At 44.6% G+C, this 20,773-nt stretch carries 17 protein-coding genes; 1 reads left to right on the plus strand and 16 read right to left on the minus strand.

All coding sequences use genetic code 11. The features are described 5' to 3' along the window. Positions 1-235: 235 nt before the first annotated feature. From BDE36_RS10300 to BDE36_RS10335, 8 genes are all read right to left on the minus strand, one after another. Positions 236-2,350, minus strand: coding sequence for a TonB-dependent receptor (locus tag BDE36_RS10300; protein ID WP_141814787.1), 2,115 nt, complete (start codon positions 2,348-2,350; stop codon positions 236-238). A 151-nt stretch (positions 2,351-2,501) separates the two neighbouring features. Further along, entirely contained in the window at positions 2,502-2,843 is a 342-nt protein-coding gene (locus BDE36_RS10305) for a hypothetical protein (protein WP_128769079.1), read from the minus strand. Positions 2,844-2,879: 36 nt separating this feature from the next. Further along, positions 2,880-3,284: a GreA/GreB family elongation factor gene (locus BDE36_RS10310; RefSeq protein WP_128769078.1), complete on the minus strand. Its 405-nt coding sequence runs from the start codon at positions 3,282-3,284 to the stop codon at positions 2,880-2,882. Positions 3,285-3,341: 57 nt separating this feature from the next. Next, positions 3,342-4,748: a beta/alpha barrel domain-containing protein gene (locus BDE36_RS10315; RefSeq protein ID WP_128769077.1), complete on the minus strand. Its 1,407-nt coding sequence runs from the start codon at positions 4,746-4,748 to the stop codon at positions 3,342-3,344. Positions 4,749-5,116: 368 nt separating this feature from the next. Then, positions 5,117-5,356: a DUF6965 family protein gene (locus BDE36_RS10320; protein WP_128769076.1), complete on the minus strand. Its 240-nt coding sequence runs from the start codon at positions 5,354-5,356 to the stop codon at positions 5,117-5,119. Between the two features lie 52 nt (positions 5,357-5,408). Further along, complete coding sequence (locus tag BDE36_RS10325; protein WP_235833069.1) at positions 5,409-7,481, minus strand: glucosidase family protein; 2,073 nt, start codon at positions 7,479-7,481, stop codon at positions 5,409-5,411. 168 nt (positions 7,482-7,649) lie between these two features. After that, positions 7,650-9,284 carry an ABC-F family ATP-binding cassette domain-containing protein gene (locus tag BDE36_RS10330; RefSeq protein ID WP_141814788.1) on the minus strand — a complete coding sequence of 545 codons (1,635 nt, stop codon included), beginning with the start codon at positions 9,282-9,284 and terminating at the stop codon, positions 7,650-7,652. Between the two features lie 149 nt (positions 9,285-9,433). After that, positions 9,434-9,919: a hypothetical protein gene (locus BDE36_RS10335; protein ID WP_141814789.1), complete on the minus strand. Its 486-nt coding sequence runs from the start codon at positions 9,917-9,919 to the stop codon at positions 9,434-9,436. Between the two features lie 134 nt (positions 9,920-10,053). On the opposite strand from BDE36_RS10335, the gene BDE36_RS10340 reads away from it, so the two are divergent. Further along, on the plus strand, positions 10,054-10,659 hold the full coding sequence (locus BDE36_RS10340; protein WP_141814790.1) for a 5'-methylthioadenosine/S-adenosylhomocysteine nucleosidase family protein: 606 nt from the start codon (positions 10,054-10,056) through the stop codon (positions 10,657-10,659). Between the two features lie 51 nt (positions 10,660-10,710). Here BDE36_RS10340 and BDE36_RS10345 read toward each other — a convergent pair whose 3' ends face one another. The 8 genes from BDE36_RS10345 to BDE36_RS10380 all read right to left on the minus strand — a co-directional run bounded on the left by BDE36_RS10345 (position 10,711) and on the right by BDE36_RS10380 (position 20,754). Further along, positions 10,711-12,468: a HAMP domain-containing sensor histidine kinase gene (locus BDE36_RS10345; protein ID WP_141814791.1), complete on the minus strand. Its 1,758-nt coding sequence runs from the start codon at positions 12,466-12,468 to the stop codon at positions 10,711-10,713. Positions 12,469-12,483: 15 nt separating this feature from the next. Next, positions 12,484-13,611, minus strand: a complete 1,128-nt coding sequence (locus tag BDE36_RS10350; protein WP_141814792.1) for a sensor protein KdpD — start codon at positions 13,609-13,611, stop codon at positions 12,484-12,486. A 9-nt stretch (positions 13,612-13,620) separates the two neighbouring features. Further along, positions 13,621-14,688 carry a porin gene (locus BDE36_RS10355; RefSeq protein ID WP_141814793.1) on the minus strand — a complete coding sequence of 356 codons (1,068 nt, stop codon included), beginning with the start codon at positions 14,686-14,688 and terminating at the stop codon, positions 13,621-13,623. A 22-nt stretch (positions 14,689-14,710) separates the two neighbouring features. After that, the gene (locus BDE36_RS10360; protein ID WP_141814794.1) at positions 14,711-15,280 is read right to left on the minus strand and encodes a K(+)-transporting ATPase subunit C; all 570 of its coding nucleotides are present in this window, start codon (positions 15,278-15,280) and stop codon (positions 14,711-14,713) included. Positions 15,281-15,297: 17 nt separating this feature from the next. Further along, the gene (gene kdpB / locus BDE36_RS10365; RefSeq protein ID WP_141814795.1) at positions 15,298-17,337 is read right to left on the minus strand and encodes a potassium-transporting ATPase subunit KdpB; all 2,040 of its coding nucleotides are present in this window, start codon (positions 17,335-17,337) and stop codon (positions 15,298-15,300) included. Position 17,338: 1 nt separating this feature from the next. Beyond that, positions 17,339-19,057 (minus strand): potassium-transporting ATPase subunit KdpA, encoded by a 1,719-nt coding sequence (gene kdpA / locus BDE36_RS10370; protein ID WP_141814796.1) that lies wholly within the window; start codon positions 19,055-19,057, stop codon positions 17,339-17,341. A 4-nt stretch (positions 19,058-19,061) separates the two neighbouring features. Continuing rightward, complete coding sequence (gene kdpF / locus BDE36_RS24335) at positions 19,062-19,139, minus strand: K(+)-transporting ATPase subunit F (RefSeq protein ID WP_202618110.1); 78 nt, start codon at positions 19,137-19,139, stop codon at positions 19,062-19,064. 268 nt (positions 19,140-19,407) lie between these two features. After that, a complete protein-coding gene (locus BDE36_RS10380) occupies positions 19,408-20,754 on the minus strand; it encodes a sigma-54-dependent transcriptional regulator (RefSeq protein ID WP_141814797.1) in 1,347 nt (448 codons plus the stop codon). Positions 20,755-20,773 lie beyond the last annotated feature (19 nt).

Genomic DNA, 20,773 nt, shown 5'->3' on the forward strand with positions numbered 1-20,773 from the left:
AATAATTTAAGGGTAAGAGTTTTAAATTAGCCAGACCCAGACCGGAGGGCCACGTTTATAAAAATGGTTTGTCATTATTTTTGATTGAAAGGGATTTTAACCGAGAGAATCATGTTCCTGCCGGCCTCTGGAAGCTGAATAATGCGATAGAAGCTGGTGTGATTCAGATATCGTCTATTCAGAAGGTTTTGAACCTGAAAGCTTAGTATGACTGGTTGGCTGTATAACTTTAATTTCATACCCGCCGGATATTGACCATCTGGTATCCCGGCGTCTTTTTTTCGGGAGGTACAATGTTGTTTTGTTTACCGGTGAGGCGATAGTCTGCCGAGACGTAAGTATCCTTAAAGATTGCTATCCCTGCAGGCGACCAGGTAAGATTTAACAATGCGGAGGCCGGCGGGGAAAAAGGCAAGGTATACCCTTTTTTATCGCCAGAGAGCTGACGGGCATATAGATACTCGCCAAAAATTTCGCTGTATAGCGTTTTGTGTATTTTGTATTTAAACTGCACTTCAGCTCCATAGCGCATGACCCTGCTTTGTGCGTACTGAAAAACCTGATTGCCAGCTCCGTAGTAATAGTCGTACGTCGCTGAAGGATTCAGATATATGTAATTAGGAAAGTAATTGTAGAACGGGCTTATCAGTGCCGTCCATTTCTCTGTGTTCCATCCCACGCTAAGGTCGGCCTGATAAGATTGCTCGGGCGAGAGGTTGGGATCGCCGCGTTCATAGCTGAAGTAATGATAGTTTACTCCGTTGGCTGCCAGCTCTTTTGCGATAGGCATACGGAAGCTTTTACCAATATTGGCTTTTAGTGTAAATCTGTCCTGGTTATAATTCAATCCGGCTGACCAAACCAGGCTGTTGAAGTTGCGATTAAGATTGGATGCCCGGATAAGGTTTTCGGAAACAACAACATTGCCCTTTGTCGTTTCCGATTTAAACCAATCAGCATATTGAAACATACGAGTGTTACCATAGTCGTATCTGACTGCTGCATGTAAAAGTAAATGCTCATTTATTTTAAGTTTATCGTATATAAATCCTCCCACCGTAGTTTGTTTAAATGAGGGCACAAGAAAGCTCCATCCGCCGATGGTGTTATCCTGATATTCGGCATTGAAGCCCGCTGTTATGCTATGTGAAGCAAAAAGCAGGTTATTGCGCAGATTCAGGGAATAAACTGCTTTGTCAAATTCCCGTTCGAGATTAAGAGGTACCGGAATTTCCGGGGGATAAATTGAAGGCATGTAGCCATGGGGCACGTAATGACTAAACTCCTGCCTGAAATTGCGCTGATAACCAAGCTCCAGCTCAAGTCTGTTGCCGCTAAGATCTAATCTTGTTTGATTAATAATCTTAAAATGGTTTACGTCCTGGCTGGGCATCAACACGTCGCGACTTGAGCGGTCATGAAGTTTGACATCAACGTTACGGGGCTCAAGGCCGTGTGCATTCGCAAAGAATCCGCTTCTGCTGAAGATATTACTGATGAAGAATGTGGAGCGAAGTCGATTTCCGATATAACCCGTATGAAAGTGTAAGCCCGTTTCCTTGCCCGCAGTATTTCGCAACATGTTTCGGTACAGGCCGACAGCATAATCATAAATGAACACTGTGTCTGCAGGCACGCGGTAGTCGGCATAATCCTGATGGGTAACGCGGGAATCAAAGAACCAGTTTTCATATCGGCCGAAAAGGTTCACTGATGTGCCATAATGATTATTATTGCTTTTAGCGATCAAATTCACAGAACCACCAAAGCTGTTTTTTCGCGGCATTGACGATGGCTTTACATCTATTACGCCTCCAATGGCGTCGGAACCGTATATAAAAGAAGCTGCACCCTTTATCAGCTCTACTTCTCCGGCTGCGAACTGATCTATTTCCAGGCCGTGATCAGCGCCCCATTGCTGGCCTTCGTGTTTTACACCTTTATCGAGCACTACCACACGGTTGAATCCTAAACCCCGAATCAGCGGCTTTGACTGGCCCGATCCTATGCCTATTGTGCTAATACCCGGCAGGCGTTCGAGGGTCTTCATGAGACTGCCGCCTAAGTTCCTCTGAATGAAAGCCTGGTTTACTGTTTTAATATTCAATGATTCTTCGCTCATTCTTGTGCGGCTATGATCGTCGTAAACGGTTACTTCCTTTAAAAGACGGGCCGATGGTTTGAGCGCGGTGTCGGTCCGGGTAGTTTCAGAATGGCCGCTCATCAACACTCTGGTCGTTGCGGCGGGCTTTCCGATGCTATCTAAAACAACTCCCGGGAGCTTTGAATTCTGCCCGCAGAGTCGATGAAACGAGAAAATGCAAACAAAAAGAAAGTACGCTTTCTTCATTAGAAACAAGGTATACTGAGCCTGGCAGGCACGATTGATCAGCCACAAAATGGTAGATCAATACATGCCGGAATGGCTGATAAATAAAGAGTTAAATAAACCCCCGGCCGGTTAAACGAACGTGGAAATACTCAAGGCAGGCCGGTTATGCTTAACAGAGAGGGGGACCCTTGTTGGTAAAACCCTGAAGGGTGAATTTATAAATTCCTGCGTAAACCCTAAAGGCTAATGTTACAGGCTCAGGTTTTGGTGCAGCAAGAGCAGTGGGGAAAGGCAGGTGGAATTCTTTCCCCTGCCTATGAGTGTAATAGTCGCACACCTGGCATTTATCAGTGGTATTATAAACCGGCTGTTCTTCAACCTGTCCGGCCTTCAATACCCTGTGGTGGCTATGAAAGGCCGGTGCTGCGGAAATAAAAAGAAAGAGCAATGCCAGCATGAATGAACTCAGCTGGCAGCATTTGAGAAAGAGTAATTTTCCTTTTCTTTTCATTGACGCAGCAAAGTTGCATTTAATTTTTGAGAATGTCTAATCTAATGCCATTTTAAATTCATCTTTCAATTGCGTTACCTGCAGAATTTTAAAAGTCTTCAGGCCGTTCGGCATCTCCCATTGCACTTCTGATCCGGTCCGGTAGCCCAGAAGAGCAATACCAATTGGAGCAAATACAGAAACTTTGCCAAGCTTCATGTTCGCTTCTGCAGGCAGCACAATTTGAAACGTGAACTTCTGACCGCTGTGAATCTCTTCAATTTCCACTTTAGAGTCGATGCAAACGACGTCGGAGGGCAGGTCATCCGGCTTGATTACAACGGCAGATTTTAGTTCTTCTAGTAACTTTTTCTTGTTATAGTCCGAAAGGACCGAATCGTTAAGGTGCTTTTTTAGTAAATCCAGCTCTCTTTGAACTATCATTAAGTTTTCTGTTCTCATGTTAATGAATTTTTATGTTTTTAAATAGTATAAGCGTTTTAGGTGTTCTGAAGCCCGTTAACTCATACCTGTGAATAAATAGGGGCTCCGGGTTGGATGTTCTTCAATATAAATTTCCTTCAGGCTTCTTACTTCAAAAGACTGTACTTTTCTATAAAAGTGATTGGCGTTTACGTCTTCCAGCGACCGGTAAGCGCATGACTCCATGAGTTTTATAGTGCTCCTTACGGTATTGTTGAGGAAGTTTGCAATGCGTGTTCTTTGATCGTTACCTTTAGTACTGAGCAGGTGTCCTGAGTCACCACTCAGCGCCAGAGGTATGGTACTATAGCAAGCGCTGGCGCCAAGTGCGATCGCTTTCAGAATATCATATTCAGTGACCACAGGTCCAGAGAAAAGCAGCTTCACGGGCAGATCGTAATTCTCAAAAACCTTTGCTGTAAATGCCAGCGTATCGAGGTAAGCAGAGTTGTTTGCCTGGGCTATATTTGAGGCATCGGAGCCAATAAGCGGCATGGCCCTGTCAATTGTAATAAAATCAAGATACACTTCGGCAGAAAGCATTGACTGACATAAAGCTGCTATAATCTCTTTGCCCGGGTTGAATAACCGGATCCCAACCGGCTTACCGCCGGACAAAGATCTTAAGCCGTTTAAAAAGATAAGCATCCTGTTTCTGCTGAGCCGTTTCATAATGCTTTCCTCATGGACAGGAAGTGCCATTTCAATCATTTTGATATAGGGTCTGGTGGCTGTCACCTGAAACAGTTTTTCATTAAAAGAGCTGTCCGTTTTGCGGAAAGCCGGGTCTTCGTGCATTATTTGCCATATCAAGTCGCCTCCGCCTCTCAGCAGGTGCGAACTGATACCGCCCTTGCCGGTATTGATGGCAAGGCCTGAAATATTCGCGGCACCTGATAGCGCGAGCAGGGACGAGTTGCTGGCTCCCTTTTGAGTTAAAGCTTCTATGTTTAATATACTTAAGCTATATGGTTGTGTGCATTGTTCATTGCCAATTTTTACTCTCAGGTGTGCTGCGTTTAGTTTAACCGGTTTTGTGTGACTGTCTGTTTTTAAATATTCAAAACCGGGTTCGTCAGCGCGGAGCAGCGTATTGCTGACAATGTTAGTAGGAATGTTATTTGCACGACTGACAATAAGATCGTACTGTTTCGAATTCACCATAGCCTTCAGCTGGTCATTTTCAGAAAAAAGCTTCAGGAGCAGGGGATGTATCCTGCCCGAAAGATATTTCAGGGCTGCTTTAAACGGATAGTTTCTTAATACCGATTGTTTTCTTTTGAAAAGACCGAACGCAGCAATCTGCAATGCAGAAAGAATGATTGCAGCGACAACAAAGGAAAGACCATTGGTTATCAAGCCTGCAAGAACTAAACTGACATTTAAGCAAAAAAGAAGGATAAAGCATATACCCAGCAGCGACTGGAATTTGAATTTTTTCATAATAAACCTTATTAAGACAGTGAAAAACCGGGAGTTTCATGACTGGCCCCAAACCGAACGAGGTTGGGGCTTACTTAATGAAGTCTTTGCTGCTTGTTTGAAAAGAGTAACCGAAGTGATGATGTATCGCTATGCTTTGTGCATAATTGGCATACGACGGAAAGAGGCCACCATACACAGCATGTGCTATATGCAGTATAGATGCATACGCAATTTTAGTGATGCTATATGTATGACAATGTGGGGCCATTAATGCAAATTTCTACATATATAATTAAAAAGCAAGTATTTGCTGAGTTTAATAACACATTCTGATACTATTGTTACAATCGGCTCTGGGGTGTCGTTAGTAGTCGGTTTTTTAAAAATTAGCATTCTTCGACTTCCAGTTCTGGCCGAACCGCTTCCATCTCTAAGATGATGTCCTTTACTTTTATCAGTCTGGCGTGAAAGGAGCTGAATGCAGAAATATTTGACAGATCGCCCGCTATGAAAAGATGGCTTTTTACAAATTTAGGAACATCAATGATTGTTTCGGCTTCACTTAGTTTTATAGTGTCTGGCAAAGTATGCGTTTCGAAAAACTCTTTTAGCTCGGGAAGTGTCATGGTGCAAATGTAAAGAACCTGCACCTGGCCGTGACTTGATATTCGTCACATATTACTTAACTGCCACGGATATCCGGGCGTTGTTAGCGATGACTTTTTCAGAAAGAACTTTACCCTTTTGGATCACCTTTAATCGAAGCTTATCTCCCTCACGTTTCACATAAACGTCTATTGCGGTATTAAATGCCATAACGTTTTTAAGTTCAATATAATCCCATTTTGCAGGCAGATTAGGCTGCAATAATAACGTATTGAAACTCGTTGGTTCCAAGCCCAATAAACCTTCTGTAAAGATGCGGCAGTACAATGCACTTTCGGCTGATAGGTGCACCATGCCATTTTCAGGCCAGGCTTCAACTACGTATGGCACCCGAAACCCTGTCAGGCGGGTTGCAGAATAAGAAAGCAAGCGTTCCAACGCCCTGTCGGCGGCACCTGCTTTAAAGGCTCCTCTAAAAGCATACAGAGTTCCCCTGTCCCAAAACACTTTTGGACGGCCTTCTTCCTTTTTTAACTCAGTAAGTACTCCATTGGCCGACCACAATCTGTCAAACAGAGCATCAAGAGTGCCGTTTTTGCGCTTGTTTAATCCTACTACGAGGGGCATACATATCCAGCTTCTTAATGTTGCATTTTCTTTATAGTATCTGTATGTATCAAGGTCGTCCATTTTCGCACCGAAATATTTTTCAATAGCTTGAGCCAATTTCTGCGCCCTCGCATTGTAGCCAGCAACCAATGAGGCTGGTTTGCCCATTGCTTTCGCTAATCTTGCCGCTTGTATTAGTGCACCGTAATAGAGTGAAGATGTTGATAAATTAGCGGACCCGGCTGGAAACCTGCCTTCAAGTTCATCACTTTCCGAAGCGACAATGCCTTCGGATGTAACCCGTTTCCTGCTGTATTCCAGGCACCAGTTAACCAATGGCCAGATTTCGTTGGCTTTCTCTCTGTCGCCGGAGGCCAATAGGAAATGAGTGGCTCCGTAGGCAATCATCGCGGCATCTCCCCGGTCATATTCTCCAAAAGGAAAGGTCACATCCAGTTCAAAGGAAGCCCATATCTTACCTCCATCTTTGGGAATATTACTTTGAAAGATGCGGTAGGCATTCATCGCCGCCTGTACGCCTTTCTGGTAGCCAAGGTAAGAAAAGAACGGCCCGCTGTATTCTGCCTGGTCATTTGCCCAAATGCCTACATAGTAACTCCCGCCACCCGGAGAGTGCACGAGGCCCAGTCGCGAACGGAAGATACTCTCTGCCGCCCTGATCTTTGAGAAGAAAAACAAAGTGTTGATGATCTTGTCAGGTGATTTTAATATAAGATTATTAGAAACGCTGTCAAGAAACAAGTCCCGTTGGTGTTCCACTTCTGCAAATGACGCTGTGGCTTGAGGTTCATCATTTTGTGTTGCGGTGAAATAGATCCCAAATTCATATTTGTCACCGGGTAGGATGGTTACTTTGTCTTGAGCGTCGGTAACAATTTTTCTGTGGTAAATACCCTGCCAGCCAACCTCTTCCTGCTTTAGTTCAGTAGCTCCGATCCTGAGGCTTTGCGGCTTTTTCCCGGTGTTGATCAACGTCCATTTCTCTACGAAGCATCGCTTTTCCATAGATGGAAAAAAAGATCTGATTACTGAAATGCCGTCCATTTCTTTAAAATAAAAGGCGATCTTGCCCCTGATGCGGACAGAATCCAGTACACCGGTTTCGTATTTCTTTTCAGCAATGGTGATCACCGGCAGGATGTCGTCGTTATACTCAGAACGCAGGTAGGCCCTGTACATCGACTCATTGGATTTGCTGTATTTACGGAGTTGTGGAAAGATGACGTCCCTTCTGATTTGAACCTGTCTTGCTTTATCGACGTTATACCGGATAATTCCAGATACCAATGACCCTGACATCTCTATATTATCGTCATGAGGCAATCGTTTTTCAGTTGTTATATCCCATGTGATGCTTTTATCTTCATTGGTACGCCAGAAAATTTCATCCTGTCGGCTGAGATCCTGGGCTTTTGCCATGTCGCCGACACACGTAAATGAAAATAAAGCTACAAATGTTAAAACAGAGAACAGGTGAGACTCGACGAGTTGAACTTTAGGGGAGGACAAATCCATATTTTGGTGTGTTGTATAAGTCGACTAAGTTATAAAACCCCCAAATAAATACAAGTTATAATCGTACTTCAATAGCTGCTGTGGTACCAGTGTTTACGCTTTACCCTTTATGACGTTGTTGATTCAATATTGTTAAACATTTTTAGATGGCCTCATCGGGTATTCTTATTAATTCTGTTCAATCTCCTTGAGGCTCGTCATTTTTTTATAGGCCAGGAAGCCCTTAATATCCTCAAAGTGCTCGCGCACGCGTTTATTGCCAAATTCAAATACTTTTTGAGCAAGTCCATCCAGGAAGTCACGGTCATGCGATACTAAAATCAAGGTGCCGTCGAAGTCTTGCAGGGCCTCCTTGATGATGTCTTTGGTCTTCATATCCAAATGGTTCGTCGGCTCATCCAGGATCAATACATTGACAGGTTCCAGCAACAGTTTGATCATAGCTAAGCGGGTTCTTTCGCCACCTGAAAGCACTTTTACTTTTTTAGTGATATCGTCGCCGCTAAACATGAAAGCACCTAATAGGTCTTTGATCTTTATAGTTCCGTCACTTAATGGAATCTGATCGATCGTCTCAAACACCGTTAAACTTTCATCCAGCAGAGCTGCCTGGTTCTGAGCAAAGTAGCCGATCTTCGCATTGTGTCCAACCTTTAAGGTTCCCTCAAAATCAATCTCGTTCATAATAGCCTTGATCATGGTCGACTTGCCTTCCCCGTTTTTACCAACGAAAGCCACTTTTTCTCCGCGTTCAATCACCATGGAAGCCTTTTCGAACACCACATGATCACCGTAAGCTTTGGTTAACTCTTCCACAATCACAGGATATTGACCGGAGCGGGGAGAAGGAGGGAACTTTAGTCGCAATGCTGAGGTATCCACTTCATCAATCTCTATAATTTCGAGCTTTTCGAGCATTTTAACCCGCGACTGCACCTGCAGAGTTTTTGAATAGGTACCCCTGAAGCGATCTATGAATTCCTGGTTGTCGGCAATAAAGCGTTGCTGTTCTTCATAGGCTTTTAGCTGGTGTAAACGACGGTCTGCACGCAGCTGGAGGTAGTGACTGTACTTGGCTTTATAATCGTATATCCTGCCCATCGTAACCTCAATGGTACGATTAGTAATGTTGTCTACAAAAGTACGGTCGTGCGAAATCACCATCACCGCCTTTGCCGAGTTGACGAGAAAATCTTCTAACCATTGGATACTTTCAATGTCCATATGGTTAGTCGGCTCATCCAGCAGAATCAGATCCGGCTTCTTTAGTAAAATCTTGGCTAATTCAATCCGCATGCGCCATCCACCGGAAAATTCAGAAGTTGGGCGGGTGAAATCCTGGCGTTGAAAGCCCAGACCTTTTAATACCTTTTCTACTTCAGCATCGTAATTTACCTCTTCTAAGGAGTAGAACTTCTCGCTCACCTCTGATACACGCTCAATTAACTTCATGTATTCGTCGCTTTCATAGTCGGTTCTGATCGTGAGTTGTTCATTCAGTTCATCCAGCTCCTTCCGCATTTGGTGCACCTCATGAAAAGCTTTTGCAGCTTCTTCGAAAACGGTAACATTGTCCTCTGTAAGCAAATGCTGTGGCAAGTACGCAATTACAGCATCTTTTGGTGCGGTAACGCTACCAGTAGTAGGTTTGGCAGCGCCCGCAATTATTTTTAAAATGGTAGACTTGCCTGCCCCATTTTTACCCATCAGAGCTATTTTATCGTTCTCGTTAATTGGAAACGTTACATCACTAAACAGAGTAGTTCCGCCAAACGAAACTGAAATATTATTTATATTAATCACGAAATGAGGATGCTAAAAATGAGCGGCAAAGATAATGGAATTTAGCATAATTAACCTAACGCATGTTGTTACTGCCAAAGTGCAGCTTCAGCGGAGGAAATTTGCTGCTTTTATTCGATTCTCTTAATCGCCCACGAAGATGTACTCTATTATGCATCGTATTTGTATTTTCTCAAATACCAGAGTCGCAGCTTCTCATTGCCGTAGTAATGTACATTTTTAACCTGGAGATAGTCTCTCAACGGAGATACATCTTTTATGTTTATTTCAGTAAAATCAATGTGTTTGCCATTCTTCAGATATAATAATAGCCCTAGCTTCTTTCCGTAATTTGTGAGCTCTTCGGTAGTGCTGTATCCATCAATTTCATCCGGAGAAATTTGCCGGAGAGCGCCATGATAATACTTTAAAATAATTTTGTTGTCCTCAAGTACCGCGGATACTGGCTTTAAAAATAATTTGATATATAATTCAGGAATCAATGTTATAATGAAAGCAGCCATGAAAAAGACACCATAATTTTTGCTTTCATTATGCAGTCTCACTATAGCAAATGGTGTCAATCCGAGCAATGCGATCAGGCCAGTAATTCGAATCAGGAGGTCTGTTTTTTTAGGTTCAAGCGTTGTAGTCATTCTGATTTAAAATTACATTTTTTGAAGAAAATATGTCAGCGAATATCAATTATAAATAATTTTGGGCGTGCTGAAGAGACTTGGCAGCTCTGCATAGCTGTGTGTCCCCATTGAACGGCGAAAATTTACGTCAAATGATAAAAATCAACGAAACAACTTTGTTCAGCCTGGAAAATGTTATGTTTTCTTTTGCTCTGGCTTCTGAAGCAGCATCCGCATTCGAAGGATATAATACATTATTCACAGGAATTGGCAAAGTCAATGCCGCTTATGAGCTCACCAAAGCGATTCAAAGGAGAAGGCCAGACTTGATTATAAATCTTGGTTCGGCAGGCAGTGCGGTGTTTCAGAAAGGCGAAGTGATCTGCTGCAGCCGCTTCGTTCAGCGTGATATGGATGTAAGGGGGTTGGGATATGTTCAATATGAAACACCTCTCTCGGGACTGCCGCCTGTTTTAGAATATGGTTTAGAACTGGAAGGGTTAAAGACGGGCATATGCGGAACCGGAGACAGTTTTGAGATGGCGCATCTAGCCTCCGAATATACTTTAGTGGACATGGAGGCCTATGCGCTCGCTTTGATAGCGAAGAAAGAGAACATCCCCTTTCTCTGCCTTAAATATATCTCAGACGGAGCTAATGGCGATGCTGCCGACGATTGGAATATTCATGTGCATAAAGCCGCTGCCGCCTACAGCGAGGTACTTCAGCTAAAAAAGAACATTACTGAGATGATTTAGTGGGCTCAGGGCCTTAACCGACACCAAAAAGAGAATGTCAATATAACTCACTTATATCTTTCGGCCTGAGACGGGAAGCCTGAACCCAAATTTACTACCCATACCGAGCTCACTTTCGACAAAGATGTTGCCCTTCTGGGCTTCAATAAAGTCTTTGGCAATAGCCAGGCCCAGTCCCGATCCCGACTTGTTTTTACCGTCGGCGGGCACCTGGAAATAGCGATCGAAAAGCTTTTGCTGGTATTGAGGTTCGATACCTTTCCCAAAGTCGCGCACGGAGAATTCGATAAAGGAACCCGATGGTAATACCTCAATGACAATTCTTGAACGATCCGGACTGTATCGAAGTGCATTGGAGAGGAAGTTTATCAGTACCCAGGCTGTTTTTTCGACATCGCCGTAAACAAAGGGCAGGTTCTTTCGCGCCACCAGTTCCAGCCTGATGCCGCGTTGTTCGGCCTGCAATCTTACGGCATTAACTGCGTAGTTTACAATCTCATTCGGATCAGTATCCGTCAGGTTTAATTGTATATTGCCTGATTCAATCTGCGAGAGGTCAAGCAATTCGCCTGTAATCTTCAGCAGCCTGTTACTATCTTCGGCAATATGATCAAGCAATTGTTTTTGTTCCGGGTTCAGACCTCCTACACGTTCGTCGCCCAGTAATTTAAGGCTCATTTTGATAGACGATATAGGTGTTTTCAACTCATGCGAAACTGTGGCAATGATGTTCGTTTTGGCAGCGTCGAGTTCTTTGTATTGTGTTACATTTTTCAGGATAAATACCGAGCCTGCCGCAACTTCAGATTTTCTTAGTTCGGTACTTACTTCCTCAAACATGAAAGGAACGCTGATCTGAATGGAGTCCAGCTGGAAAAAAGATTCTTTACCTCCTGCGAAGATTTTCAGAGCTTTATCATTTTTATCCAGGTGAATGATGTGTTCCAGCAGATCGTTGTTTTCTGCTACCTGCTCAACGTGTTTTCCTACTACCTGTTCAGAGTCTATCGCCAGTAACTGCTCTGCAACAACATTTACAAACAAAATCTTTCCTTTTTCATCCACCCCGATGATTGCGTCGCGCATTTGCTCAATGATGGCTTCTATCCTCAATTTCTCGGAACGGATGGTGGCAAGGTTGCTGTTCTCCCAGTCGCTTAAGCGGTTAGCCATTTCATTGTAGGCTTTGCCCAGTTCCGAAAATTCGTCGGATGAGCTGAAGTTCAGCCTCTTCTGGTAATTTCCATCCCTGATCTCCCTTATCCCATCGAGAAGCTCCCTTAGCGGATTAGCAACAAAACCCGGGAAGTTGACGCTGAAGGAAAACAGGATTAAGAAAGTAAGGCCGCCGACTAATTGCAGCAATGTAATGGAGTTGTCAACAGCCTTTTGGGCGAGATTATTCTTATGAACAATGGCCTCCATATTCATATTTTCAATATGTTGAAGTGCCAGGCGCATCTGGTATTCAGCCTCTGATTTGTCAGCGGCGGAACTGGTTGCTTTGAACGCCCGGTAATGGCGATCCAGATCCTTTACGGCGGCGCGTTCACCCGGTTCAGTGACATTATTTCTCTCCTGCGCTAAGTTTTGCTCAAACCCTGGAAGATCATCCGTCAACTGCCGGTTCTGTTTATCCAGGATCGACCGCATTTCTGCTACGTAGTTGAGGCTTTCATAATTATCTTTCAGTATAACCCTGGCGCTTTCGGCGATTCGCTGTATCTGGTACATGGAAATACCTCCGAAAGCTACCACTATGATGAAGAGAAAGCTGAATCCTATCCTGAGTTTTGCTTTTAATTTCATGGCTACGTGTTTTACTTAACTGAGTATAACCAGGTCAGTATCCGTCGCCGCTAATTTATGAAGCAACTGCTTGAATACTGCTGTTTTTAATAAAATCTGGAAAAAATTAAAATGAGGTCTGCCAATGCAGATCGTGGTGATTCCTTTTTGCTCAACCACTCCTGTAATCGTTTTTGCAATGGCATCACTTTTAATCTTTAATACTTCAGCCCCCAGTTCTGTGGCCAGCTTAAAATTATTGATCAGGTATCGTTGTTTATCCAGCCTGATCCGATCCATACCTTCGCTACTGCTTTGAACATACAGCACGATCCATGGCGAACGCGAGTAAGATGCCAGCCTGGCTGTCTTCCTGATTACACTTCTTGCTTTCTCCTGATTGGTTGATATACAAGCCAGAAAGCGCTCCGGCCTGAGCTTGATCTTTTTGGGGATTTCTATGTCGATTTTGCGTTCGAGATGGTGGGCAACTTCTTTTAAGGCAAGCTCGCGGAGCTGCAGGATTTTTTCGGATCTGAAAAAATTGCCGAGAGCATGCTGAATCTTTGAGCGGTCATAGATCTTACCCGCCTGCAAACGTTCAATCAGCTCATCTGCCGTGAGATCAATGTTAACAATCTCATCGGCTATCTCGAGAACGCTGTCGGGCACGCGTTCCGTAATTTTTATACCTGTTATCTCTTCAGTCTCCTCGTTCAGACTTTCAATGTGCTGGATGTTAAGTGCAGAGATGACGTTGATGCCGGCTTCCAAAATATCCACCACATCCTGCCATCTCTTTGCATTCTTGCTGCCCTCTACATTGGAATGAGCCAGCTCGTCAACAATAACCACCTCGGGGTGACGGCTTAAAACAGCTGCCACATCCATTTCTTCAAGCGACTTTCCCTTGTAAAAGAGGCTGCGGCGGGGAATTAGGGGCAGGCCCTCCAACAGGGCGTGCGTATCTGCCCGTCCATGCGTTTCAACATAGCCGAGCTGAATGTCTATACCATTCTTCTGCAATGTATGAGCCTCCTGTAACATACGGTATGTTTTACCTACCCCAGCACTCATGCCTATATAGATCTTGAATTTTCCCCTTCTTGATCTTTTTATAAGATCAAGAAACTGTTTGACGGAATTGTCTCTGTCCTGGTCCATCTCCAAATTTTAGAATGATATCGCAATACTTGCCGTTACCAGTGCATTATGATTTACAACAGCATCCCCGCTTTGGAATATCTTGTCTTTACTATCATAAACCTTGCCTTCCAGACGGACTAGCGCATTCGTTACTGGCGAATAGTCGATATTTAAGGAATACCCAGTAGTCTTAAAGCCATGGGGTGTGCCGGTCGAAATAATCATCCCATCCCCGTCCTGATAATATTCAATTCTGGTCGCCATAGCAAGCTTAGCAGCCACCTGATAACGCAGAATACCAACCGCTGAAATGATATGATTGTAATCGTTACTTCCTTTTTCCTTTTGTTGTATCCCGTAATCGAAACCTGCAATGAGTCCAAGCTTTTCGTTTAACTGAAAAATTCCGTAAAAATTATTGTAAAATCGCCTGGTCCTTATGGAGTCGGCACCTTCAGACCCAAGGTAGTTACTGTAATTTAGTGTTAACACAGCCGCAGGTTTCCATGTGAACTGGATACCGCCTGCCGGCTGACTATTGCTATCCTGCCGGTTAATGCGCTGCCAGCCATTAAGGTATAAGACCGCTGCGGTGAGCTTACCATCCGGTGTACCATAAGTTACCCTGGCTCCCGATTCATAGTATGGCGTATTCTCAGAGGCTATGTTCCTGGTCAATACCCAGCAATCCTTTGAAACTGCGCTTTCGAAACCAATATGCGAAGAGAATACCCCTGCATCCAGCCAGAGGTTGTCTTTTTGCGACAGCTTTATACCGGCATTAGTCTCGAAGATATTTTTTAATACCCCGGGCTCGGCAGAGAGGTTAGCGTTGCTGTAAGTTCCAGTCATTAAAGCCAGATTAGCCCTGACGCTCCCATCATCGTAAGTAGCCTTGATAAAACCGAGATTGAGGTTCACTTCGTTATGCCTGTTGTGTGAATATACGAAACCAGGACGGTTATTATTTGAGGGTTTATTGAAATCAAAACCGTAGTATGTTTCCAGGTATCCGGAGATCTTTAAAGGAGATTGCTGTGCTAAAGAGCTGTTTGCTACTCCGATAGCAGCAATAAGAATTAAACTTTTTTTCATTGTTTTAGAAGCCTGTAGTTATTCAGTTGTTGTTTAGCCTGTCAAGTGAAACATTCAGCTTAAGAACGTTTACCCTGGAAGGTCCCAGAAGACCAAAGAGCGGCCCTGAAGTAGCCTGGGCCACTAAAGACGCTACCTGTTCTGGTTTTAAATTGCGGTTTTTTGCTATGCGCGAAACCTGCATCATGGCACCCTCGACCGATATATTTGGATCCAAGCCGCTTCCTGAAGCAGTTACCATGTCGGTAGGAATATCACTTTTCTTCAAACCAGGGTGGTATTTGACTAAAGTGTCGATACGGTTTTTTACTTCCTGAAGATAGTCGGGATTGGTAGGACCTTTATTTGATCCGGCTGAACCGGCGGCATTATAACTCACCGCGGAGGGTCTGCCCCAAAAGTATTGCGGAGCAGTGAATGATTGTCCCACCAAAGCATATCCAACGACCTTACCATTCACTGTCACGGTCTCGCCATTGCCTTTGCCCGGAGAAAAACGGGCTATAAATGCAACGGTCAATGGATAGATGACGCACAGAAGCACCAGCAGCACAAGCGTCATACGGATAGCGGATAAAAAATAACTCTTCATGATATTTGATACTGTCGTTAAAAGAATAAAGTAATGGCAAGGTCGATGATCTTAATTCCGATAAAAGGAGCAATAACGCCGCCAATCCCATATATAAGCAGGTTCCTTCGTAAGAGGGCGCTTGCCCCAATGGGCTTGTAAGCCACACCCTTAAGCGCCAGGGGGATGAGGATGGGAATAATGATAGCATTGAAAATTACCGCCGATAAGATGGCGCTTTCGGGGCTATGCAGACGCATGATATTTAAACCCTGCAATGCGGGGATCGATGCGATAAACAAGGCCGGCACGATGGCAAAATACTTGGCAACGTCATTGGCTATTGAAAAGGTGGTAAGCGTTCCGCGGGTAATGAGCAGTTGCTTGCCGATTTCGACGATCTCGATCAGTTTGGTGGGATCATTATCCAGGTCTACCATATTCCCGGCTTCTTTAGCTGCCTGTGTGCCGCTATTCATAGCCACGCCGACATCTGCCTGTGCCAGGGCCGGCGCGTCGTTTGTTCCGTCACCCATCATAGCCACCAGTTTGCCGTTAGCCTGTTCCTGCTTGATGTAGTTCATCTTGTCTTCTGGCTTAGCCTCTGCAATAAAGTCGTCTACACCGGCTTTTTGCGCGATATACTTCGCGGTTAAAGGGTTATCACCGGTCACCATAACCGTTTTTACACCCATTTTGCGCAGCCGTTCAAAACGTTCGCTGATGCCGGGTTTAATGATATCCTGCAATTCGATCACTCCGAGTATCGCTCCATCTTCTGCAACTACCAGTGGGGTACCGCCATTGGATGATATTTCCTTTACTATAGCCTCAGTTTCAGTAGGGAAGGCCTTACCCGCCTTCGCCGAGATGTTCCTTATAGAGTCAAATGCTCCTTTCCGGATCTGCCTGCCGTCGCTCATATTCACACCGCTTGATCTGGTTTCAGCGGTGAAGCCAACAAAATCAGTATTCTGAAATTCCGGGAGGTTAAATACTCCTACAGGTATTTCCGTTTTTGCCAGTTCCACGATCGACTTCCCTTCGGGCGTTTCGTCTGACAGAGATGCCAGGAGGCTGCTTTTAATAAAATGATCGCGACTGGTGCCAGGTGCAGGATAAAAATTAGTCGCCTTCCGGTTTCCTATGGTGATTGTTCCCGTTTTATCCAGCAGTAAGGTGTCAATATCTCCAGCGGTTTCCACCGCCTTCCCCGATTTAGTAATTACATTGGCTCTTAACGCCCTGTCCATGCCGGCAATACCGATTGCCGAAAGCAGTCCGCCGATGGTAGTTGGAATAAGACATACAAATAAGGAAATAAGCGCAGCAACAGTAATCGGTGTATTCGCGTAATCGCCAAAGGGCTTTAGCGTTACACATACAATGATAAAGATCAGCGTAAAGCTGGCCAGCAGGATGGTGAGGGCGATTTCGTTTGGAGTTTTCTGCCTGCTTGCACCTTCAACCAGTGCAATCATCTTATCCAGAAAACTTTCACCCGGTTCAGTGGTCACGCGAACTTTAATCTTATCAGAAAGGACTTTGGTTCCGCCGGTTACAGACGACTTGTCGCCGCCAGATTCCCTGATTACCGGAGCGGACTCGCCGGTAATTGCCGATTCGTCCACCGTAGCGATACCTTCAATAATCTCTCCGTCGGTGGCAATAATATCCCCGGTTTCGCAGACGAAGACATCACCCTTGCGTAAGATATTCGACGACTTGACTTCTATTTTGCCGTTTGCCAGCAACACTTTTGCGGGTGTGTCTTCACGGGTTTTGCGAAGGCTGTTAGCCTGTGCCTTGCCCCGTGCCTCAGCTAACGCTTCAGCAAAATTGGCAAACAATACAGTTAACAGCAGGATCAGGAAGATCAGGAAATTGTATACAGGAGAGCCCTGGTCGTCATGACTGAGCGAATAAAAAGTAACATATGCCATAATCAGTGTCCCGATTTCAACGGTAAACATCACAGGGTTACGGAACATGATCCTGGGATCCAGTTTCAGGATAGATTGCTTCAGTGCCGCACTCACAAGAGCCGGTTCAAAAAGTTTATTGGAAGTTGTTTTCATTTTACTTAATCATGGTAAAGTATTCAGCGATAGGACCCAGCACCAGTGCAGGGAAATAGGAGAGAGCGTTAAGGACAATAATTATTACCAGTGTCATCGCACTGAACGTCACTGTATCGACACGGAGTGTTCCCGCAGACTCCGGAATATATTTCTTCTGAGCCAGCAGTCCGGCGATGGCGATTGGTCCGATAATAGGCAGGAAGCGGCCAAAGAACAGTACCACGCCTGTAGACACATTCCAGAATACATTATTATCACCGAGGCCCTCAAAGCCCGACCCATTGTTCGCGTTCGCGGATGTCATCTCATACAACATCTCAGAGAAGCCGTGAAAGCCAGGGTTATTTAACCAGTTTGCCGGTTTAACGGCCCATTCGGCATCGGCATAGTTCACATTCACGAAAGCTGCCAGGGCGGTACCAGCCATGATCAGGAAGGGACTAAGCAGTGTTACCAGTGCGGCGATCTTGATTTCCCTGGCTTCCACTTTATGCCCGAGAAATTCAGGTGTACGCCCCACCATCAGTCCGGATATGAAAACCGCTACGATGAGGTAAATAAAGTAATTGAGAATACCAACGCCGCAGCCGCCGAAGAACGAATTGATCATCATTCCAAGCATTTGCCACAGCCCGGTAAGCGCCATGGCGCTATCGTGCATGCCATTTACAGAACCGGTAGAAACTATCGTGGTGATGGTGCTCCAATAGGCCGTTGCTGCTGCGCCAAAACGCACTTCTTTTCCTTCCATCGATCCCGCAGACTGCGTGATTCCCATCTTTGCTATTTCCGGATTCCCGCCAATTTCGCTTGAAAGAGAAAGGGCCAGCAACAGGAACATCCCCAGGGTCATCACCCCGAAAATCGACCAGGCCAGTTTCTTCCTTCGGATAAAGAAACCAAAGGCAATGATCATAGCCATTGGAATAATCATTTGGGAGACCGCCTCCGTCATATTGGTAATATAGTTCGGGTTTTCCAGCGGATGAGCCGAGTTGGCACCAAAGTATCCACCTCCATTAGTGCCGAGGTGTTTGATGGCGATCAGTTGTGCCGCCGGTCCCCGCGATACATTGACCGTATCACCCTGTAGTGAAATTAACCGATCTTTTCCCGCGTAACTTGCAGGCGATCCATTGAAAGCCAGGATAAGAGCCACTATCAATGCGAGCGGAAGCAGGAGACGGGTGATCGCTTTGATGAAATACTCCCAAAAGTTACCGAGTGAGACAGTCGATTTATCACGGAATGCCTTGAAGACCACCACTGCGCTGGCGATGCCGGTCGCCGCACTGGTGAAATGCAGGAACATCAGCACAAAATGCTGGGTCAGATAACTTACACCTGTTTCGCCGGAATAATGCTGAAGATTACAGTTAACCACAAAGCTGATGATGGTGTTAAATGACAGGTCGGGTGTCATTCCCGGGTTCCCATCAGGATTCAAAGGAAGTTTGTCCTGATAAATGAGAACAAAGAAACCATATACGAGCCACACAGAGTTGATAGTGAGCAGCGCCTTCATGTGCTGCTTCCAATTCATTTGCTCTTTAGGATTCACGCCCGATAAGCTGAAGATGCCCCTTTCTAAGGGTTTTAGAAAGTCCGTCCAGACTTTTTCCCCCGCGAATACTTTCGCCAGGTACTTTCCGAGCGGGATTGCGATTACTAACGTTAAGACGTAGGTACTTATGATTCCAAGTAGTTCCGAATTCATACGATTAAAATTTTTCTGGTTTTAGCAATACATATATCATGTAGATAAATACTGCGATTGTGACAATGAAAAGTGTGATCATGATAACATTGAATTAGATTTTTTCGAACCAATCAACTGATTTAAACATCAGCCGGCAGAAGGCCAGCAAAGCGAGTAATAGTAATATCGTAAGCATATCAATTATATTTTCGCAACGCATACCAATTGGCATGCCGTGTTATTTAATTGATTGTTAATTGATTGATATTAAGAATATTGTGTGCTTTTGGTAGAAATGATCAAAAAAAAAACCCTTTCAAAATGAAAGGGTTTTTATCATATCGGGATGATTGGTTTTTGAGCAGGTACTATTGAATCTTGTATTCCTCCAGTTTCCGGTATAGGGTTGTCAGGCCGATGCCGAGCAGGCGGGCAGCTTCTGTCTTATTTCCGTGCGTATAATTGAGCACCTTCCGGATGTGCTGTTTTTCCATCATCTGCATATTCAGGGAAGTATGGACGCCTAAATCATTCTGAAATTCAAAAGGCAGGAGTGAAGGGTCGATGATATCCTTTTCAGCCAATATCACAACCCTTTCGATCACATTCTTCAATTCCCGTATATTTCCCTTCCAGGTGTGTTCTTTCAATATCTTCAGAAAAGCTGAATCGAACTGAAGGTTTAGCCGATTTGCTTTCCTTCCATATTCTTTTAGAAAGAATTCTGCAAGCAATTCAATATCTCCAAGTCGTCCCGAGAGCGAAGGAAGTGAAATAGTAAAGACCGAAAGGCGATAATATAAATCCATTCTGAACTTGCCTTCTTCGGATTCGACCTGAAGATTTCTGTTCGTAGCTGCGATGATCCTGACATTCACCCTGGTAGTCGACGTATCGCCCAGTTTAATAAAGGTTTGGGTTTCCAGTACCCGGAGCAACTTAGCCTGAAGGTCCAGATTCATCTCGCCTATTTCGTCCAGGAAAATCGTTCCGCCGTTAGCTTCCTCAAAAAGTCCTTTTTTGTCTTTACCGGCACCTGTAAAGGCGCCCGCTTTATATCCAAACAGTTCACTTTCGAGCAATTCAGAGTTAAATCCACTGCAATTCAGAGCAACGAAGCGCTGGTGCTTTCTGTTACTTTCGAAATGTATAGCCTGCGCAAAAACCTCTTTGCCCGTCCCGGTCTCGCCAAGCAGCAATACCGTTGTATCGGTCTGCGCAACCTTCCGCGCCAGCTGAATACTTTCTTTGATTTGAGGGGAGTTTCCAATGATAGCGTCGAAGTTTGGTTTATCGGCATTAACCCTGTCGAGATCAAACGCTCGCTTTTGTAACAACGCCTTTTCGGAAGCTTTGCAGAGTAAAGGAATTATTTTGTCGTTATCGTCTCCTTTGGTGATGTAATCAAAAGCTCCGTTCTTGATAGACTGTACACCGTCAGGGATATTCCCGTATGCTGTCAGATTGATTACTTCAACGTATGGCTTTCTCTTTTTAATCTGTTCAACAAGTTCTACACCATTTGCATCCGGAAGTTTAACATCGCTCAATACTACGTGAACGTCCTCCTGCGACAGGATCCGTAAGCCCTCTCTGCCATTGTAGGCCTGTTTCACCTTAAAGCCCTCCAGGCTGATAATCCTGCTGAGCAGATTATTCAGCTTTTTCTCATCATCAATAATAAGCACACAAACGTTCTCATGATTCTGTTGCATGTCAGGCAGGAATTTTAGG

The sequence above is a fragment of the Arcticibacter tournemirensis genome, from assembly GCF_006716645.1.
Taxonomy (GTDB): domain Bacteria; phylum Bacteroidota; class Bacteroidia; order Sphingobacteriales; family Sphingobacteriaceae; genus Arcticibacter; species Arcticibacter tournemirensis.

Excerpts from the sequence above, each read along its gene's own strand:
- kdpB (WP_141814795.1), bottom strand. The coding sequence starts at position 17,337 with ATGAAAACAACTTCCAATAAACTTTTTGAACCGGCTCTTGTGAGTGCG.
- BDE36_RS10350 (WP_141814792.1), bottom strand. The coding sequence starts at position 13,611 with ATGGACCAGGACAGAGACAATTCCGTCAAACAGTTTCTTGATCTTATA.
- kdpA (WP_141814796.1), bottom strand. The coding sequence starts at position 19,057 with ATGAATTCGGAACTACTTGGAATCATAAGTACCTACGTCTTAACGTTA.
- BDE36_RS10355 (WP_141814793.1), bottom strand. The coding sequence starts at position 14,688 with ATGAAAAAAAGTTTAATTCTTATTGCTGCTATCGGAGTAGCAAACAGC.
- BDE36_RS10310 (WP_128769078.1), bottom strand. The coding sequence starts at position 3,284 with ATGAGAACAGAAAACTTAATGATAGTTCAAAGAGAGCTGGATTTACTA.
- BDE36_RS10360 (WP_141814794.1), bottom strand. The coding sequence starts at position 15,280 with ATGAAGAGTTATTTTTTATCCGCTATCCGTATGACGCTTGTGCTGCTG.
- BDE36_RS10380 (WP_141814797.1), bottom strand. The coding sequence starts at position 20,754 with ATGCAACAGAATCATGAGAACGTTTGTGTGCTTATTATTGATGATGAG.
- BDE36_RS10300 (WP_141814787.1), bottom strand. The coding sequence starts at position 2,350 with ATGAAGAAAGCGTACTTTCTTTTTGTTTGCATTTTCTCGTTTCATCGA.
- BDE36_RS10305 (WP_128769079.1), bottom strand. The coding sequence starts at position 2,843 with ATGAAAAGAAAAGGAAAATTACTCTTTCTCAAATGCTGCCAGCTGAGT.
- BDE36_RS10325 (WP_235833069.1), bottom strand. The coding sequence starts at position 7,481 with ATGGATTTGTCCTCCCCTAAAGTTCAACTCGTCGAGTCTCACCTGTTC.
- BDE36_RS10340 (WP_141814790.1), top strand. The coding sequence starts at position 10,054 with ATGATAAAAATCAACGAAACAACTTTGTTCAGCCTGGAAAATGTTATG.
- BDE36_RS10335 (WP_141814789.1), bottom strand. The coding sequence starts at position 9,919 with ATGACTACAACGCTTGAACCTAAAAAAACAGACCTCCTGATTCGAATT.
- kdpF (WP_202618110.1), bottom strand. The coding sequence starts at position 19,139 with ATGATCACACTTTTCATTGTCACAATCGCAGTATTTATCTACATGATA.
- BDE36_RS10345 (WP_141814791.1), bottom strand. The coding sequence starts at position 12,468 with ATGAAATTAAAAGCAAAACTCAGGATAGGATTCAGCTTTCTCTTCATC.
- BDE36_RS10320 (WP_128769076.1), bottom strand. The coding sequence starts at position 5,356 with ATGACACTTCCCGAGCTAAAAGAGTTTTTCGAAACGCATACTTTGCCA.
- BDE36_RS10315 (WP_128769077.1), bottom strand. The coding sequence starts at position 4,748 with ATGAAAAAATTCAAATTCCAGTCGCTGCTGGGTATATGCTTTATCCTT.